The following is a 17,710-nucleotide window of genomic DNA, read 5'->3' as shown; positions in this document are numbered from 1 at the left end:
GGCGTTATTGTCCCGCATTACTGGCTTTAATGCGGTTTTTTCTGGCGCTATTTCTTGAAAGCTGGCGCGCATTGGCTTTACGCTCAGACATGTTATTAAATGAGCTTGGTAACACATCTACCCCAACCATTTTGCCAAGTTTCAACACCAGTGGGATGGTCAATGGTGCAAACGGTAACACGGCAAACACGCCAAGACCTAAGCCCTTTAGGAGATCTGCAAACTGTTTGTTAGCATCGGCTAATTCATCTTTGCTTGCTTGTTTACGGGTATAGCGTTTGTAGGTGACCAACATCTCTTTGGTTTCTTGTTTCTCTTGAGATAAGGCCTCTTTCACAACCAACATATCCAGTTTTACACGCAGCCAAAAACGACGTCTTCCAATACGGAGAACGCGGATAGGGGCTTTGTGAATATGCTGGTATATGTTCATGGGCGCGATTGTCGCATAGCCTTAGTCTTAAGCCTATTAATTAAAGGTAAAATTATGTGATATAAGGTCAGTTTAGTTGGTTTTTAAACTGACCGTAGGTTTTAGCGGTTAACCTGCGCGCAAGCTAAGGATTGCACTTAGCTCGATAGGGTCAGGATAACGGCAAAACTGACTGTCCTTTTTATCTATGGCGTAGATAGACATGCGGTCGGCGAGTTCATTGCCTTCAATACCCACATGTGCCGGCACATGTTTGATTGATAGCTTATCTTTAATGCCGTCATATAACTCATGAGCTTGCTGAATAATATCGAGGTTTTTAATATCACCCGGCTTTTGTCGCTTCCAGCCTTTAGCTTTCCAGCCATAAGCCCAATGGGTAATACAGTTAATTGAGTACTGCGAGTCACTTAAAATTTGTACTGTTTGCCCTAGTTTAATGCCGTTATCGGCTATTAATATCGCTTGGTGTAGCGCATTTAGCTCTGCTGAGTTATTGGTGCCGTTTGCGTTATATAAACCATACCAAAGCTCACTCAGTTCGCCGCTACGGTATACAGCAATGCCAGAACCTGCTTTGCCTGGGTTAGGCTCACAGCCTCCATCGGTAAATATGGATAATTCAAACTGGCTTAAATCCATTGTTTTACTGGCTTTTTCAATCTTAGTGGCTGTACTTTTGGCGCTAGTCGTTGATTTTGTTTGCGCTGCACCGCCGTAACTCGGTACACGCTTAAACGCAGCCTCTGCTTCTGCTTTGGTCTTGAACGACTTATATTTAGCTTGCGGGAATTTATCTACCTGTTTTTTTGTGTAGTCCCAGCTGGTGAAAATACCGGTTTCATGTCCTGCCCAAACCACATAATACTTAGTTGCCATCTGATGTTATTCCTCGAATTTAATACGCTATGGTCAGCGTTATTGTGGTTTTTTGCACTGCGCGAGTAGCTCGACAAAAAACTCACCTCCTTTACGTTCAGCAAAGGCGATATTGCGCTCAGGGATCGTTTCTGGGTCGTCGTAATTAGCTAAGGCTAGCTCCATACTTGCTTCACGAATAATGTGCAATGTCGGCAAAGGGGAGCGATTAGTATAGTTTGCAGCGCTCTCTTGTGGCTCGCCATCAAAGCAATAATCCGGATGGAAACTCGCGAGTTGATATTGTCCTTCATAACCTTGTTCAAACAATAAGTCAGTTGCAATATCCACCAGATCTAAATAGGGGTAAAAGCCCTCAAAACCACGAGGTAATATAAACAGGGTAGTCTCGACCTCGTCATGTTCATCAAGGTAAACACATTCTTGAATCAATGCCTCTAATACCAACTGCAATTTAGCTTCGTCAATGACGGCATAACGAATACTGGCACGCTCGACTTCGCGGCGAGCAAAGGGGCAAATGTTGTACTTCATAATCACTTGCTTAACCCAATGCTCTGTTTGGGTTGCATACTCTTGCAATTCTGGGTCGATATTATTGGTCATTGCATACTGCCTGTGTTGGTTATGGCGCGATCATAGGGATGATTGAGAGTACAAGCAAGAGCGCCATGGTGACGTTAAATATTTTCTGTTGCTTTTGATTCTTTAATAGTCGTTTTAACACAACACCAAACCCGAGCCAAATAAAGGCACTCGGCAGTGCAACACAGAAAAACACGGTCGCTATAGTGATGACTTGCGGCGTGAGTGCTTGATCCATAGTGGTAAAAGTGGCGATTGCACCTATGCCCATAATCCATGCTTTAGGATTTACCCACTGAAAAGCGGCCGCTTGAATGAAGCTAAAAGGTGCAGGAGTATTTTTACCTTTTAACTTATTACTGCTATTGGCAATCAACCAGGCAAGGTAGAGTAGATAGGTGATCCCTACATATTTAACGATGACATGCAGCACAGGGAAGAGTTGGAACACTGTGCTTAAGCCTAAACCTATGGCTAACACCATGGCTGGAAATCCAAAGCAGATCCCGAGCAGGTGCGGCAAGCTGCGCTTGATGCCAAAGTTTACCCCTGATGACATCAACATAATATTATTGGGGCCAGGGGTGATCCCTGATGAAAACGCAAACAGCGCGATGGTAAAAATGAGTTCCATGAAAACTAGAGCCAAAACAACTTAAATCGATCTTCATTCTATCTTGCCTTACGTGCATAGCAATGGTTTTACAACGATATCGCGCTTCACTTAGCTGGCTAAGCGTTATCGCTCAAGCTTTGCACTAAAAGCATTCTTCCTTACGGTAAATAATCGAACAAAAACTAAGCTCGAATGATCAACAGTCCCTAGCTATTTGGAGATCTACCAGCTGCTTGTTTAAATTATTCACGACTGTCCTGCGACGTTCTTTTACACTTACTCTATTTGAAATATTGCACTCGAGATGCAATAAACTCAATCATTTATAATGAGTTAAAGTCTTTTAGATTGTTTTCTCGTCTATTTTTCCCCCCATGAAATTAAAAATGAATACCGCGCTATGATGGCTTTTTACTTCTGTTAATTACGATGTTTACTACTAAAAAGTATGGTTTTTTATCAGCCTTCTCAATCTAAATGTTGACATGTATACAATATAAATTGTAGTTTGTATCTGCACTGTTACATTTTTGTTAATGGTGTTAACAAAAACTATAAGCGTGGCATTGAGTGCCCTTGGGTACTCCATTAACTCACTTCCTTGAATTAGGTGATTAATGCAGATTAACCACAGCAAGCGGAGTAATTTATGCAACAACAATCATTGAAGACATTCAAGCAAGGTAAGAGTTTTAAGGCACATGTATTAGCGCTGGCCTGTTCTGCAGCCCTTTTTCCGGCAATGAGTATGGCAAATGACCAACCTGCACCGACAGCAGTCGCTGAAAAGCCTGCTCATGCAGAGCAAGTTGCTCATCGATTTGAGCGTGGCGATGATATACCTGGCGGAGCTCAAGCGAAGCGTAATGACAAGGAATACCTGCCAGAGGCTAAAAAGGACGATAGCAAGTCAAAGATCGAAGGGGCTAAAGGGCAAAAAGGGCTTAAAGGTACTGTGGGACCACAAGCTGAAACACAATGTACAGACTATAACCAATTTGCTAGCTTGACCGGCCAAGCTTTGTTTGACCATGTTAGAAGCGTTGATATTTCCTGTATTAACCAACTTTTTGATAATGACGCGACATCGGTTGCAGCGTATCAGAGTCAGAATGTGGTTGATGTCGCCAATAGAGCTCTTAGTATCGCTGCAAGTTATGACAGCCGTACTGGCAACGAAATGCTCAAACTTATCACCTTTTTGCGTGCTGCATTTTATGTTGAGTACTATAACGATAGTTTAACCTACACCGATTCGAGTGTAGCGAACGCTGTGACTGATGTATTGGTTGCCTACGGCACTAACCCGTACATTACTGACACCAGTGATATGCAGGCTGAAACGTTGACCGAATTTTTTATAGCTTGGGGTAACACGGGCAGTTATAAAGAAAGTGTACCGAGTATCGCCCGTTACCTAAATGGTTTTAGCGCCACTCATCTTGCAAATGCTAATCATAGTGCGGCAATGACCAAAGCATTTACGACCTTGTATTATGCACGCAGTAATACTAACTTCACTCAAAATGCTGAGAGCTATAGCGATCTGCTTGATGCGCTCGTTAAAGTGGCAACGGCTGATTACATTATCAATTCGTCGTCATCTTTCCAGTCTAAAGATGCGTTTCATGAGTTTGCCCGCTTTTATGTTTACCATGCCGACAATAACTTGTCTGCAAATCTCAAGACCCGTTTAAACAACGGTACCGTTGCATATAAAGATAAATTCGACCTTTACAGTGCACAATGGGCTGATGCCGCTGATTACCTCTCTTATTACAATCCGAATGATTGCCAACAGTTTGGTGTCTGTAACTGGAAAGAAAACCTCGAGGCCAATGTTCTGTCAGTAGATTACAGCTGTAGCGGTACTATCGCCATTCGGGCGCAACAGATGACAACATCAGAGCTACAACAGTCTTGTGATCTTATGGGTGAAGAGGAAATTCTGTTCCACAATGTTCTTGCGACCGGTAACCAACCTGTAGCCGATGACTACAACAGCAACCTTGAAGTGAATATCTTTAACAGTACTGACGACTACATCGACTTTGCAGGAACCATTTTCGGTATTAGTACGGATAATGGTGGCATGTACCTAGAAGGCACGCCGTCACAACAAGGTAATCAGGCACGATTTATCGCCCATGAAGCCACTTGGCTTAACGATGTACTAGTGTGGAACTTAGGTCATGAATATGTGCACTATCTTGATGGTCGCTATAACTTATACGGTTCATTTAACCACTTTAACCACCAAACTGATAAATCCGTTTGGTGGTTAGAAGGCCTAGCTGAGTATATTTCTAAGCAGAATCGCAATGATGATGCCATTGCTTTGGCTCGCGCCCAAACGTTTACGCTGAGTGAAATTTTAGCTAACGATTATAACAGTAGCACCGAGCGGGTATACAGCTGGGGTTATTTGGCCGTGCGCTTTATGTTCGAAAACCATAGAGCAGACGTTGATGAATTACTGGTTCATGCTCGTGCCGGTGATACTACAAGTTGGTTAAACTACATTAATAGTAATATTGCTCAGTACTATGATGCTGAGTGGAACACTTGGCTTGCAAGTGTAACCAGTAACGATTCGGGTATTGATACCGGCGTTACACCACCAACAGATAGCGATGGTGATGGCGTTATTGATAGCGAAGATGCATTCCCATTTGACCCAAGTGAAACTAAAGATACAGATGGCGACGGCGTGGGTGATAATGCTGATGCATTCCCAACCGATGCAACTGAAACCAAGGACACCGATGGTGATGGTGTAGGTGATAACAGCGATGTTTTCCCTAGTGACCCTTCAGAGTGGGCGGATTCAGATGGTGACGGTATCGGTGATAATGCAGACACTGATAATGGCACAACGCCAGTAGAAGACTGCGGTGTAGCGACTATTACCGGTGGTAACTTAGTTGCTGATAATGCGCATTGTGTGGCAGGTACTGGACGTAACTCTTACTACACTTATGTCGATGCCGACAATACACCACTGTATATCTCAACAGCGGGAGGAAACGGAGACGTCAATGTTTACTTCAACCAAAATACTTGGGCAGATGTAAATAGCTATACTGCTAAGTCTGAAAATGTCGGCAACAATGAGCTTGTTAGTGTGACAGCTAATCGTGGTTGGGTTTATATCAGTCTTGTGGCGGTTTCTGAATACCAAGGCGTGAGTATTACGGTAAGCGAGACTGAACCGACTGGTGGCAACCCAGATAATGGTGGTGGCGATCCAGTGACACCAACACCAACACCTGTTGTTGAAGATGCTTGTGCAACCGAAAATCCATACAGCTACGGCGGACTTAATGCCGATGATGCAATCTGTATTGCTGATGGGAATGCTAGCTACTACTTCTATATACCAAACGGTGCGACAGAAGTGACGGTAAAGAGTGGTAATGGTAGCGGTGACGTCAACTTATACGGTGATAGCCGCACATGGGCAAGTGCGTCTTCCTATGAAGTTAAGTCTGAAAATAGTGGCAATGCTGAAACATTAACAATTAGCAACCCAACTAGCGGCTGGTACTATATTAGTGCTGAAGGTGCGCCATCTAGCACTGGGGCAAGCTTGGTTGTTAGTGTGAAAAACTAACCACTAAAGTGAATTAACCCTGTATTAAAGCCGGCGCGATATAAGCCGGCTTTTTCTTTTTATTTTAAGCCGCGCTATTTGAAACTAAATAGAAACAATTTCATTTTTCTATTGCTTCCTTTTGTCCTGCATTTATACCAATCAATTAGCCATGTACCTGTATTAATCCAGAATCGCTAAACAGAGATAATAGGTGCAATTGTTATTAGGTCAGGTTAGGTTAATGTTTCAGATGTTAACCTATGACGTCACCTTAGAGATGGATTTTAAAACTCATGATTAAACACTATATTGCTGCAATTTTGCTTGGACTCATGGCGCTGACGGGTTGTAGCTCTCAACCGACAGAAGAGTTACAGGTCATCCGCACCACAATGGTTACCTCTGGCGATCTGTCTGTTATTAATAGTTCTACCAAAGTGTTCGATTGGCATCCAACCATGTTTGCGGTTCATGCAAATGATGAAGTGAATAAGCAAGTGGTGGTTGCACATATGAAAAGTGCCATCTCTAAGGCGATGCTAGCTAAAGGATACCGCCAGGCAACAGCGCATGAAACACCAAATATACTGGTTGGGTTTGGTTTAGCGCTGGAATCAGAGATGAGTGACAAAGAGATTTTAGAGCGTGCCGGCTTAGTACCCGGTTTATCGACTCAAGGTGTAGATGATAAATACGAAAAAGGTTCGGTATTGGTTGCTCTATTTACTCCTCATAATCCGCAACCTATTTGGCGTGTATTAGCGCAAGGTTTTACTGAATTAGATAAAAAACCTGCTGACAGAGAGCAGCGGTTTGAGCAGTTGCTCTCGACCATGTTGAAACCGATTCCTACCGTTTAGCCATTTAGAACATAGTTAATAAAGCGCCCTGTTATACCGTTTGGTATTAGAACAGGGCGTTTTTGTATGCTCACTGCACTGTATTTAATAAGCCACGTTGATTTCGTAAGAGCCAAATTTACGGATATTAATCACGCCGGTATCAAAGATTAAGTACTGTCCCTTAATACCTTTCAATACACCAGAAACTTCAGGGTTCTTATCGAAATTATGCGATGCGATTTTGGTTGGAAATTCGTTTACCGGGAAATGGATCTGCTGGATGGGCTCATCAAGTTGAGTCACTGCAAATTCACCATGTTCCGCTGTTATTTCAGCTAGACGCTCAGTTATCTGTGGGATCAGTGTTTGCGCTTGCGCTTTAAGGTCGAGATCATCAGCATTGCCTTTAAGCATAGTGCGCCAGTTGGTTTTATCAGCGATCATCTCAGCTAATGCGGTTTCAACGAGACCTGAAATTAACCGGGTTTCGACCTTAAAGATCGGTAAGCCTTGGGTTGCGCCTTGATCTATCCAACGGGTTGGCAACTGCGTATGGCGGGTAATACCGACTTTAACACCTGACGTATTAGATAAATAAACATAATGTGGCACAAAACAATTTGCTTCGCCCCAAGAGGGCTCACGACATGTCCCAGCGGCAAAATGGCAGGTTTCGGGTTTCATAATACACATATCGCAACTGGCAAGCTTTTGCATACACACGTAGCAATGGCCTTGCGAATAACTCTTCTTGGTTTTTTTGCCGCAATTACAACAGAGTATTTTGCCTGTGTGTGTCAGGGTTAATTCAGAGCCGATTAGCGGATTTAGATCGAGTAGCTCTTCACCGACAGGTAATTGATATTGCACCTGTTGATTATCATCAAGGTGACTGCGCATTTTTCTAAGTGTTCCAAGCATGACATTACTTTCTTATTAGGTTTTCGAACAGTCTAACAGATTGTTTGCAGCTATTTGGAATGGTTTTATCGATTGCTAGTGAACATAATGCACAGTTAGCCGATGGCGTAATCTAGAGATTCAAGCTAATGGTTTACTTTTTTATGTTGGCTATTTGGACTGATGAACTTAAAGCGTATCCTTTGTCATTTCCTCCTCTGGCACGTTATCTTGGGCTATGAGAACGGCTTAAAGCTGTGATTTAGCTATGACACAAAGAAGGTTTACCGCTAAATGATTATCAGTAATCCAGTTATGCATAACAGTGGTTATCGCTGTTATAGGCTGTCATTCATATTCGAATGACAGCCTACATTTGATGGACTTATGCCGTAAGGTTATCTAACACTACATCATCGCCAATCGCGTGTAGTGCTTCGGTTAACTTATCTTCATGGCTTGCATCTTTAAGGCCGACATTAAACTCTGCTCTAAATAGCGCAATACCGGTATGGCTTGCACTTTCATAACGGGTGCTCATATGCTCTATGTTGATCCCTAGCGCGCTGATTTTATTTGAGATCTCATGCACAAGTCCCGGTCTGTCATAGGCGACTAAAGAGTAACTTAAGTGAGTGACTTTATCGGCGATTTTCTTGGTTTTAGCAAAGGTTAATGCCACACCTTCCAGACTTTCTAAGGTCTCAATGAGCTCATCCCAATGAGCAGAAGGTACCTCAAGTAGTAAGATGGCAGCAAAAATACCATCGATATGACGTAGTTCAGAATCTAACCAATTACCGCCATGATGACTTACTGCATGGGCTATTTGTTCGACTAAACCTTCTCTATCTGTTGCTTGTAGCGTAACTAGATACCTTAACATACTGATATAGCTCCATTAATTAATAAGTTAACCGCTGTAACACTAGTGTCATTTTTGCGTCATATAATGCACCACATTAGAATACGTCACTGTAGTGCTTATTTGGTAACACTACAGTTAGCATAGTCGTTGATACAAGCCCAGTTTATTTTGCTGGCTTTTTAATAATCGAGGTTCTTAATGGAAACTCAGGTATCTCAGCCTGGATCTGCTGCAAAAAACCTATTGATAAACAATGGTACTTCGCGCAGAGCAATCATGGACAAAGCAGCCCAAGTCGGTGTCACCGTAGGTGGTACTATGGTATTTGTGGCCTTGCTACTGATCTTCTTTTATCTGCTTTATGTGGTTAAGCCAATATTTGATAGCGCGGAAGTAACCCCTGTTGCCAGTGCGCAGTACCACGATAGCAAACCAGCATTAATGGTTGGCAGCGATGAACAAAATGAAGTGATGTACCGTGTATCGCAATTGGGTAAAGTGGACTTTTTTGATACACAAACATCGCAACTAATTAGAACTGAACAGATAAATACCCCTGCGGGTTCGCATGTTGTGAGTAGCTCCGCGGCAATGCCGAGTGAGCAGCGTTTCGCACTTGGGTTAAGCAACGGCCAAGTTATTGTTGCTGGTGTCGAGTTTGGAGTGACTTATCCAGATAATAAGCGCCTTATTACGCCTAAGCTGCGTTTTCCTAATGGCAATGTGCCATTGACAGTCGATGCGGATGGACATGCTCTTAATCATTTAGCATTCGATTACAGTAGCGATAAAATGAGCTTTGTTTATCAAGACGATAACAAAGTATGGCGTATCTCTCGTCAAGAAGGCGAAGAGAACATGATGACCGAAGAGGTCGAGTGGGTGTCTTATACCGGTACTATTCCTGATGCTCCAGTGAATGTGCAGCAGCAATTGATGACGCCAGATCAACGCCAATTAATATTGAGCTCGGGTGACAAGCTATTTGTGTATGATATTCGTGACGCAGAAGCAGTTAGCCTTAGACAAGTTTTAGAGCTGGGTCGTGCTAAAGCTAGAGTCACTAACGTTAGTCTTTTGGCTGGCGCAAGCTCATTGCTGGTCAGTTACGACAGCGGATTAGTGCAGCAGTATTTCCAAGTTAATGGTGATCAGGGACGTCAATATCAAGAAATTCGTGATTTTGACAACGATAGCGGTATCACGAGTGTGGCTTCTGAGTTTTATCGTAAAAGCTTTGTCACTATCACTGATGATGGCAATTTAAGCTTGCTTTACACTACCAGCCAGCGTGAATTGTTTTCTGAAAAGTTTGACCTTAAAAACCCCGGTACAGTCGGTTTTAGCCCACGTTCTAACGCTTTGGTTGTTGAAGCAGATGGCAAGCTAAACCTGTTTAGTGTTTCCAATACTCACCCAGAAGTGTCGTGGAGCGCGATGTGGAGTAAGGTGTGGTATGAAGGTTACCCTGAGCCTAAGTATGTATGGCAGTCGACATCGGGCTCTGATGACTTTGAAGCTAAATTAAGCTTAATGCCATTAGCATTTGGCACCATGAAAGCCGCGTTATACGCCATGTTGTTTGCTACACCATTGGCTATCGCTGGCGCGGTCTACACCGCTTATTTCATGTCGCCAAAAGTGCGCGCTATTGTTAAACCTACGATTGAAATTATGGAAGCACTGCCAACCGTTATTCTTGGCTTCTTAGCCGGTCTTTGGTTAGCACCGCTGATAGAAGATAACCTACCCGGGATATTAACCTTACTGATATTGCTGCCTGTGTCGGTATTGTCGAGCGCATTCGCTTGGCACAAATTACCGGCAAAATGGAAACAACGTCTGCCGGATACCTATCAAGAGATCATGCTGATCCCGGTGATACTGTTTATCGGTTGGTTCTCATTCGCGATAAGCCCAAGTCTAGAGTCGGCATTATTCGGCGGTGATACTCGCATGTTCATCACAAACGAACTAGGTATCACTTTCGACCAACGTAATGCCTTGGTCGTTGGTATTGCCATGGGCTTTGCGGTTATTCCGACTATTTTCTCTATCGCAGAAGATGCGGTGTTCTCTGTGCCACGTCACCTCTCAAACGGAAGTTTGGCGCTAGGTGCAACCACATGGCAAACACTAACAAGAGTGGTATTACTAACGGCAAGCCCTGGTATTTTCTCTGCGGTAATGATGGGACTTGGCCGTGCCGTCGGTGAAACCATGATTGTGCTGATGGCTACGGGTAACACCGCGATTATGGAGTGGAGTGTTTTCGAGGGGATGAGAACGCTAGCTGCTAACATCGCAGTTGAGATGCCGGAATCTGCCATTGGTAGTTCCCACTACCGCGTGCTGTTCCTTGCTGCATTTGTACTATTTATCTTTACCTTCTTCTTCAACACGATTGCAGAAGTGGTGAGACAACGTCTACGTGAACGCTATAGCTCACTGTAACCGCTTATTTATATGGATGTTGAGATGATACTGAATATGTTTTTAATCAATAAGAAGTCGCTTGTCGCCGTAAGAGGTTTAGCTAATGGGTAAGTGGTTTAAGTCTGGTTCTCCTTGGATTTGGATGACCAGCGGCGCTGTCAGCGTGTGTCTAATTGCTGTACTTGGATTGCTGTTGCTTATCGCATGGCGTGGTCTAAGTTACTTCTGGCCTGCTGATATTTATCAGTGGGAGATAAAAGACCAAAACAATGTACGCTCTACCATTATCGGTGAAGTCTACGATAGAGAAGAGGTGCCTGTTGAACGCCTGTTATCTGCAGGGCATACCTTTGACTCTGATGTGGGAGAGACGGTCACTCGTTACCTGATTAAAACCGGTAACCGTGAGTTTGTTAGCCTAGATTTTCGCTGGATAATGGAGACAGATATTATTTCGCGCTCTAAGCCCAATGATATTGCGGTGATTGAGCGGAGTAAAAATGGTGACTTTTATGGTTACCCAGTAGGGATCATCGAAGATGGTAGACGCATAACGCCTGATAATATTGAAACCGCTTTCGCTGAACACATCGAACGTGCTGTCGCGCTTAACGATAAAGCGCTGGATATTCAAAAAGGCGATATTGGCACCATAAACTATGAACTTGAGAATCTACGCTTAAAGTCACGTAAATATGAGCTAAATAACGCGCTTACTGAAAGCCGTAAAGCTGAGATTGAAGCACAAAGAGCAAAGCTTGATGCTCAATATCAAATCGTAGAAAAAGAGTTTTTTGCCCTTAAAACTGAAGCTGGTCGCGACTCTGTCATTATTCGAGATATGCGCGGTGAAGAGGTGGTGCTTAAGCTCGACACTATTTTAGATGTCACCTACGCAAACAGACTGGGCTTACTGGGTAAAGTTGGTCACTGGTTTATTGGTATTGGTAAGTTTGTTAGTGATGATCCGCGTGAAGCGAATACCGAAGGTGGCGTGTTTCCTGCTATTTTTGGCACCGTATTTATGGTGATGTTGATGGCAGTGATTGTGACGCCATTTGGTGTTATTGCTGCTATCTATCTGCATGAGTATGCCAAGAAAGGGCCTGTGACTAAGATGATCCGTATCGCGGTGATTAACTTAGCGGGTGTCCCGTCTATTGTTTACGGTGTATTTGGTTTGGGTTTCTTTGTTTATATGTTTGGTGGCTCGATTGACCAACTGTTTTACCCTGAAGCGTTACCTGCACCAACCTTTGGCTCGCCAGGTGTTATCTGGTCGGCATTAACGCTAGCGATTTTGACTCTGCCAGTGGTGATTGTATCGACCGAGGAGGGCTTGAGCCGTATTCCAAGTTCGGTACGTCAAGGTAGCTTGGCACTGGGGGCGACGAAAGCTGAAACCCTATGGCGAATTATTATCCCAATGGCAAGTCCAGCCATTATGACGGGTTTGATTTTAGCGGTAGCGCGAGCGGCGGGTGAGGTTGCGCCTTTGATGCTGGTGGGCGTGGTGAAACTGGCGCCAACACTGCCTATCGACATGAATTTCCCATTTGTGCATTTAGAGCGAAAGTTCATGCACTTAGGTTTCCACATCTATGATGTTGGTTTCCAAAGCCCTAACGTAGAAGCTGCGCGTCCTTTGGTATACGCGACTTCCTTCCTTTTGGTCTCGGTGATTGTGGCGTTAAATTTAACAGCCATTGGTGTCCGAAACCACTTACGCGAAAAATATCGTTCGCTTGAGCATTAATTGACGATTATCCTAAGTGATAGGAAACAACATGATTTCAATAGATCAATCGGTAATGAAGACTGACATGCTAGACCTAGAAAACTTAAGCAAAGAAGATACGGCATTAGAGATCCGTGACTTAAACCTTAAATATGGTGATAAACAGGCGCTATTTGATGTGTCTATGCATATCCCTAAGAAAAAGGTCACCGCCTTTATTGGCCCAAGTGGTTGTGGTAAATCAACGCTTCTGCGTTGTATAAACCGCATGAACGACTTGGTTGATAACTGCCATACCAGCGGTGAAATTTTGCTGCATGGTCAGAATATCTACGACAAAAAAGTCGATGTAGCAGCGCTGCGCCGTAATGTCGGCATGGTATTTCAGCGACCAAACCCGTTCCCTAAATCAATTTATGAAAATGTGGTTTATGGTTTGCGCCTGCAAGGTGTAAATAATCGTCGCGACTTAGATGATGCTGCTGAGCGTTCACTACGTGGTGCGGCGATTTGGGATGAAGTAAAAGACAGACTTCATGACAATGCATTCGGGTTATCTGGTGGTCAGCAGCAGCGTTTGGTGATTGCGCGAGCGATTGCAATTGAACCTGAAGTGTTACTGCTCGATGAACCGACATCGGCACTTGATCCTATCTCTACATTAACCATTGAAGAGTTGATCACTGAACTTAAATCTAAGTACACCGTGGTTATCGTGACCCATAACATGCAGCAGGCTGCGAGGGTGTCGGATCAAACTGCCTTTATGTACATGGGCGAGCTAGTTGAGTATGCCGATACCAACACCATCTTTACTACGCCACGTAAGAAAAAGACCGAAGATTACATTACTGGTCGTTACGGATAAATTGAACTGATAGAGGTTTATTGCAATGGAAAACATGAACTTAAATAAACATATCTCTGGTCAGTTTAATGCTGAATTAGATGATATTCGCAACCGTGTATTAACCATGGGCGGCTTGGTTGAGCGTCAACTTGAGCAATCGCTTGATGCGTTAGCTGCACTTGATTCTGAATTGGCGCAAAAAGTGATTGAGGGCGACCATAAAGTCAATGGTATGGAAGTGGCGATTGATGAAGAGTGCACCCGCATTATTGCTAAGCGTCAACCTGCAGCTAGTGATTTACGTTTAGTATTGGCTATCTCTAAAACCATTACCGACTTAGAACGTATTGGCGATGCCTGTGTGAAGATTGCCAAAGCGGCAATGGATAAGCGTTCTAAAAATCAACAGCCACTATTGGTGAGTATTGAGAATATGGGACGTCATGCTACACGCACCTTGCACTCAACACTTGATGCACTTGCCCGCATGGACGCAGATGTGGCGCTTGAGCTGCATAAAGAAGATATTAAATTGGATAAAGAGTATGAAGGCATTATTCGTCAATTGATGACCTATATGATGGCCGATCCGCGCTCTATCCCGGAAGTATTAGACGTACTTTGGGCGGCACGTGCAGTTGAGCGAGTGGGTGACCGCTGCCAGAACATTTGCGAATACATTATCTATTACGTTAAAGGTAAAGATGTACGCCATATCTCTTATGAAGAGATGGAAAAAGACCTCAATTTTTAATCTTGGTGTTTTGTTGTCCAGATAGCATCTGACACCAACGAGCAAAATTTGAGATCAGCGCCACAGATTGATTGTTGGTGCTGATTTTTTAGCCTTAAAAACAGCATTTTGCTGTTTTTTTCGTATTTGAGATCTGGACGAAAACCTCAACTCAGGAAATAATATATTATCGTTGATGAATTTTGTGACCGTGAATCATCAAAGACAAATTCTATTAAATAGCTGGATCAGGCCGCCTAGGCAGATTGGGGGTTGAGCTATTCAATGCAATTTGGAATATGTAAGTTGCCCAATACCTAAACTCACACAGTTGCAGGCTATTGGTTTCATAAGCATTACTTTGGTGAGTACAACTCACGGGCCTAACCACAAAATGATAATCCCGCCAGTGTATTCTTATATTAATCTATAAGCTTCTTATCTCTGGTAGGCCACGTATGTGCCGAGATAGATAGAGGCGCGTACTTCATTAACTGCGGTAACTGTATGTCGATTAAATCGAGTATTAATCCACCTGTTTTTTTCTCTTCTGTTTTTCTTATTACTGTTATGGTGTTGTTTGGTGCAATTTGGCCAACACAAGCCCAAGAAGTGTTCTCTATTACTAAATCCTGGTTTGAGCTGAAGGCCGGTTGGCTTTATATCTTAGGCGTAGCGATTTTTCTAATTTTTGTTATTTTCGTTATGGTGTCGCGTTTTGGTGACATTAAACTCGGCCCAGATCACTCTGAGCCGGATTATAGTTATAAAAGCTGGATTGCAATGCTGTTCTCTGCGGGAATGGGGATTGGTTTGATGTTCTTTGGTGTTGCAGAGCCGGTAATGCATTACCTTGCGCCACCTGATGCCACTCCAGAGACCATTCAAGCGGCTAAAGATGCAATGAAGATTACTTTCTTCCATTGGGGCATACACGCTTGGGCTATCTACGCGGTAGTTGCATTAAGCTTGGCGTACTTCTCTTATCGTCACAAGCTGCCACTGTTACCACGCAGCGCGCTTTATCCGTTAATTGGTGAGCGTATATATGGCCCAATCGGTCATGCGGTAGATACCTTCGCGGTATTAGGCACCATGTTTGGTGTCGCAACGTCTCTTGGTTTTGGTGTACTGCAAGTTAACTCAGGTCTTAATTACTTGTTAGGTGTGCCAGTCAATACATACGTGCAAGTTGGTTTGATTGTGGGTATTTCGATTATCGCGACCCTGTCGGTATTCTCTGGGTTAGATAAAGGGGTTAAACGCTTAAGTGAGCTTAACTTAGGCCTCGCAGTGCTGCTGTTGATTGTCATCATGATATTCGGCCCAACAGTTGAATTGTTGCAGTCGTTTGTACAGAACACTGGTGGTTACCTAAGCGATATTGTGGGTAAGACATTCAACCTCTACGCCTATGAGCAAAAGAACGATTGGATCGGCGGTTGGACCCTGCTTTATTGGGGCTGGTGGATCTCATGGTCACCATTTGTTGGTACCTTTATTGCGCGTGTTTCACGTGGTCGAACTATTCGTGAATTCTTAATCGGTGTGTTATTTGTGCCGTCGGCTTTCACTTTCTTGTGGATGACTGTATTTGGTAATACAGCGATTGACGCCATTATGAACCAAGGTGCGACTTATCTTGCTGATGCGGTGTCTTCAGATGTATCAGTGGCGCTGTTTGTGTTTTTTGAGCATATGCCATTCTCTACATTACTGTCGACTATCGCTCTGTGCTTAGTGGTGACGTTCTTTGTCACATCATCAGATTCTGGCTCATTGGTTATTGATAACTTAACCTCTGGTGGCGATCATAATGCGCCTGTATGGCAACGTATATTCTGGGCTCTGCTGCAAGGTGTTGTAGCATCAGTGCTATTGCTAGCAGGTGGTTTACAAGCACTGCAAACGGCTGCCGTCGCTAGCGCCTTACCGTTCTTGATTGTCATGTTACTGATGTGCTTTGGACTGTTTAAAGCGCTGCAAGATGATTGGTTGAAAATCAATAGTGTGCAGTCACATAACACCAGTGTGCAGTTCACTAAAACCAATGTCAGCTGGGAAGATCATATTGATGTTTTAGTGTCGCATCCAAGTGAAGATGAAGCGCTCGGCTTTTTAGAAAAAGTCGCCAAACCTGCACTGAATAAAGCCTGTGAAGCCTTTAACAGTAAAGGTGTCTCGGCGGAGCTGTTGAATTTCGAGAACCGAATTCGATTCGTTATTGCCAATGAAGAGCATAATGACTTTGTTTATGGCTTGCGGATCCGTGCATTTAGTATTACTAACCCGGTTGAAAGTGAGGTTGCTGACGTTGCAGAGGGTGGGTCGGAGTACTACCGCGTAGAAGTGTTCTTAGAGCACGGCGGACAACACTACGATGTCATGGGCTTTACTCAGGAGCAGGTGTTGGCAGATGTGGTGACTCAGTACGAAAAGTACTTACACTATCTGCATCTATCGAGCTCTGAATATATGGGCGACGAGGCCAAGTAACGTGAATATATATCCCCTCAACACCATGGTGTTGAGGGGATTGTTTGACTTTAAGTAGTCAATGTCATCACGTTAACCATACAGCCGAAGAAGCTAGCTTTAGAAGCTTGGGTATAGAAGAGGTTCAGTGTTAGAATTGAGCCAATCAGTGTTAATTCAAGATGAGATAAAGTGAATGCCTGCACCAGGACAAAGCAAGTTAGATAAAGTACTGGCCGAAGCTCGAGAGTATAAGGCTAAACGTGAAACCGGTTACCGAGAGCAAGCGCTTAAGCTTTATCCTTGGGTTTGTGGTCGTTGTACTCGCGAGTTTAACAATGCCAACTTACGAGAGTTGACGGTGCATCATCGTGATCATAATCATGATAACAACCCATCAGACGGCTCGAACTGGGAATTGTTATGTCTGTACTGCCATGACAACGAACATTCGAAATTTGAAGAGTTGATCCAGTATGGCGCAACCACTGAAACCAAAGTGGATGCGGCAACCTATAATCCGTTTGCTGACTTGAAAAGCATGCTTAAGAAATAATACCAATTGCATTAAGTATTTGGCCAGTTCAGAGCCCCTCAGCCTTTTCAACTCAAATCGTATTGGTAAAGAAATGGTTATTCCCTTTTAAGCCAATGCAAAGCAGAAGTGGAAAGACTGAGGGGCTCACGTAGTGCGGCTGAGGTTAAACAAATTGGCAAAACACTTTATGCTTCGCTATGAGATTTGGATATACGACTAAAT

Annotated in this window: 14 protein-coding genes; 8 read left to right on the top strand and 6 right to left on the bottom strand. The window is 43.6% G+C overall.

Annotation, left to right across the window (positions count from 1 at the left end; all coding sequences use genetic code 11):
• Nucleotides 1-4: 4 nt before the first annotated feature.
• The 4 genes from AB4238_RS18595 to AB4238_RS18580 all read right to left on the bottom strand — a co-directional run bounded on the left by AB4238_RS18595 (nucleotide 5) and on the right by AB4238_RS18580 (nucleotide 2,531).
• Nucleotides 5-433 (bottom strand): hypothetical protein, encoded by a 429-nt coding sequence (locus AB4238_RS18595; RefSeq protein ID WP_372034786.1) that lies wholly within the window; start codon nucleotides 431-433, stop codon nucleotides 5-7.
• Between the two features lie 108 nt (nucleotides 434-541).
• Nucleotides 542-1,312, bottom strand: a complete 771-nt coding sequence (locus AB4238_RS18590) for a viroplasmin family protein (protein WP_372034785.1) — start codon at nucleotides 1,310-1,312, stop codon at nucleotides 542-544.
• A 39-nt stretch (nucleotides 1,313-1,351) separates the two neighbouring features.
• Complete coding sequence (locus AB4238_RS18585) at nucleotides 1,352-1,918, bottom strand: DUF1415 domain-containing protein (RefSeq protein WP_372034784.1); 567 nt, start codon at nucleotides 1,916-1,918, stop codon at nucleotides 1,352-1,354.
• 19 nt (nucleotides 1,919-1,937) lie between these two features.
• Nucleotides 1,938-2,531: a LysE family translocator gene (locus AB4238_RS18580; protein ID WP_371995084.1), complete on the bottom strand. Its 594-nt coding sequence runs from the start codon at nucleotides 2,529-2,531 to the stop codon at nucleotides 1,938-1,940.
• 631 nt (nucleotides 2,532-3,162) lie between these two features.
• Between AB4238_RS18580 and AB4238_RS18575 the strand changes: the two genes are divergently transcribed.
• Both AB4238_RS18575 and AB4238_RS18570 read left to right on the top strand, forming a co-directional pair.
• Nucleotides 3,163-6,126, top strand: coding sequence for a collagenase (locus AB4238_RS18575; protein WP_372034783.1), 2,964 nt, complete (start codon nucleotides 3,163-3,165; stop codon nucleotides 6,124-6,126).
• 275 nt (nucleotides 6,127-6,401) lie between these two features.
• Nucleotides 6,402-6,968, top strand: coding sequence for a DUF4136 domain-containing protein (locus AB4238_RS18570; protein ID WP_372034782.1), 567 nt, complete (start codon nucleotides 6,402-6,404; stop codon nucleotides 6,966-6,968).
• A gap of 84 nt (nucleotides 6,969-7,052) precedes the next feature.
• On the opposite strand, the gene AB4238_RS18565 is transcribed toward AB4238_RS18570, so the two are convergent.
• Together AB4238_RS18565 and AB4238_RS18560 are read right to left on the bottom strand one after the other, a co-directional pair.
• A complete protein-coding gene (locus tag AB4238_RS18565) occupies nucleotides 7,053-7,871 on the bottom strand; it encodes a DUF2797 domain-containing protein (protein ID WP_372034781.1) in 819 nt (272 codons plus the stop codon).
• Nucleotides 7,872-8,235: 364 nt separating this feature from the next.
• Nucleotides 8,236-8,736, bottom strand: coding sequence for a glycine cleavage system protein R (locus tag AB4238_RS18560; RefSeq protein ID WP_372034780.1), 501 nt, complete (start codon nucleotides 8,734-8,736; stop codon nucleotides 8,236-8,238).
• Between the two features lie 180 nt (nucleotides 8,737-8,916).
• On the opposite strand from AB4238_RS18560, the gene AB4238_RS18555 reads away from it, so the two are divergent.
• The 6 genes from AB4238_RS18555 (at nucleotide 8,917) to AB4238_RS18530 (ending at nucleotide 17,506) form a co-directional block, all read left to right on the top strand.
• Nucleotides 8,917-11,172 (top strand): ABC transporter permease subunit, encoded by a 2,256-nt coding sequence (locus tag AB4238_RS18555; RefSeq protein WP_372034779.1) that lies wholly within the window; start codon nucleotides 8,917-8,919, stop codon nucleotides 11,170-11,172.
• 85 nt (nucleotides 11,173-11,257) lie between these two features.
• Entirely contained in the window at nucleotides 11,258-12,910 is a 1,653-nt protein-coding gene (gene pstA, locus AB4238_RS18550; RefSeq protein WP_372034778.1) for a phosphate ABC transporter permease PstA, read from the top strand.
• Between the two features lie 31 nt (nucleotides 12,911-12,941).
• Entirely contained in the window at nucleotides 12,942-13,760 is an 819-nt protein-coding gene (gene pstB, locus AB4238_RS18545; RefSeq protein ID WP_020913396.1) for a phosphate ABC transporter ATP-binding protein PstB, read from the top strand.
• Nucleotides 13,761-13,785: 25 nt separating this feature from the next.
• Complete coding sequence (phoU, locus tag AB4238_RS18540) at nucleotides 13,786-14,496, top strand: phosphate signaling complex protein PhoU (RefSeq protein ID WP_220736685.1); 711 nt, start codon at nucleotides 13,786-13,788, stop codon at nucleotides 14,494-14,496.
• Nucleotides 14,497-14,982: 486 nt separating this feature from the next.
• On the top strand, nucleotides 14,983-16,971 hold the full coding sequence (locus AB4238_RS18535) for a BCCT family transporter (RefSeq protein WP_372034777.1): 1,989 nt from the start codon (nucleotides 14,983-14,985) through the stop codon (nucleotides 16,969-16,971).
• A gap of 175 nt (nucleotides 16,972-17,146) precedes the next feature.
• A complete protein-coding gene (locus AB4238_RS18530) occupies nucleotides 17,147-17,506 on the top strand; it encodes a YajD family HNH nuclease (protein WP_248973745.1) in 360 nt (119 codons plus the stop codon).
• The last annotated feature ends 204 nt before the right edge of the window (nucleotides 17,507-17,710 follow it).

The sequence above is a fragment of the Shewanella sp. 10N.286.45.A1 genome (assembly GCF_041470405.1).
In the GTDB taxonomy this organism is placed as follows: Bacteria; Pseudomonadota; Gammaproteobacteria; order Enterobacterales; family Shewanellaceae; genus Shewanella.
The sequence above is the reverse complement of the archived record's forward strand: the minus strand, read 5'-3'. Positions and strand labels throughout refer to the sequence as shown.

What these genes read in the sequence shown, in the direction of transcription:
- AB4238_RS18590 (WP_372034785.1), bottom strand. Translation starts at nt 1,312, where the DNA reads ATGGCAACTAAGTATTATGTGGTTTGGGCAGGACATGAAACCGGTATT.
- AB4238_RS18580 (WP_371995084.1), bottom strand. Translation starts at nt 2,531, where the DNA reads ATGGAACTCATTTTTACCATCGCGCTGTTTGCGTTTTCATCAGGGATC.
- AB4238_RS18565 (WP_372034781.1), bottom strand. Translation starts at nt 7,871, where the DNA reads ATGCTTGGAACACTTAGAAAAATGCGCAGTCACCTTGATGATAATCAA.
- AB4238_RS18530 (WP_248973745.1), top strand. Translation starts at nt 17,147, where the DNA reads ATGCCTGCACCAGGACAAAGCAAGTTAGATAAAGTACTGGCCGAAGCT.
- pstA (WP_372034778.1), top strand. Translation starts at nt 11,258, where the DNA reads ATGGGTAAGTGGTTTAAGTCTGGTTCTCCTTGGATTTGGATGACCAGC.
- AB4238_RS18575 (WP_372034783.1), top strand. Translation starts at nt 3,163, where the DNA reads ATGCAACAACAATCATTGAAGACATTCAAGCAAGGTAAGAGTTTTAAG.
- phoU (WP_220736685.1), top strand. Translation starts at nt 13,786, where the DNA reads ATGGAAAACATGAACTTAAATAAACATATCTCTGGTCAGTTTAATGCT.
- AB4238_RS18560 (WP_372034780.1), bottom strand. Translation starts at nt 8,736, where the DNA reads ATGTTAAGGTATCTAGTTACGCTACAAGCAACAGATAGAGAAGGTTTA.
- pstB (WP_020913396.1), top strand. Translation starts at nt 12,942, where the DNA reads ATGATTTCAATAGATCAATCGGTAATGAAGACTGACATGCTAGACCTA.
- AB4238_RS18585 (WP_372034784.1), bottom strand. Translation starts at nt 1,918, where the DNA reads ATGACCAATAATATCGACCCAGAATTGCAAGAGTATGCAACCCAAACA.
- AB4238_RS18555 (WP_372034779.1), top strand. Translation starts at nt 8,917, where the DNA reads ATGGAAACTCAGGTATCTCAGCCTGGATCTGCTGCAAAAAACCTATTG.
- AB4238_RS18570 (WP_372034782.1), top strand. Translation starts at nt 6,402, where the DNA reads ATGATTAAACACTATATTGCTGCAATTTTGCTTGGACTCATGGCGCTG.
- AB4238_RS18535 (WP_372034777.1), top strand. Translation starts at nt 14,983, where the DNA reads ATGTCGATTAAATCGAGTATTAATCCACCTGTTTTTTTCTCTTCTGTT.
- AB4238_RS18595 (WP_372034786.1), bottom strand. Translation starts at nt 433, where the DNA reads ATGAACATATACCAGCATATTCACAAAGCCCCTATCCGCGTTCTCCGT.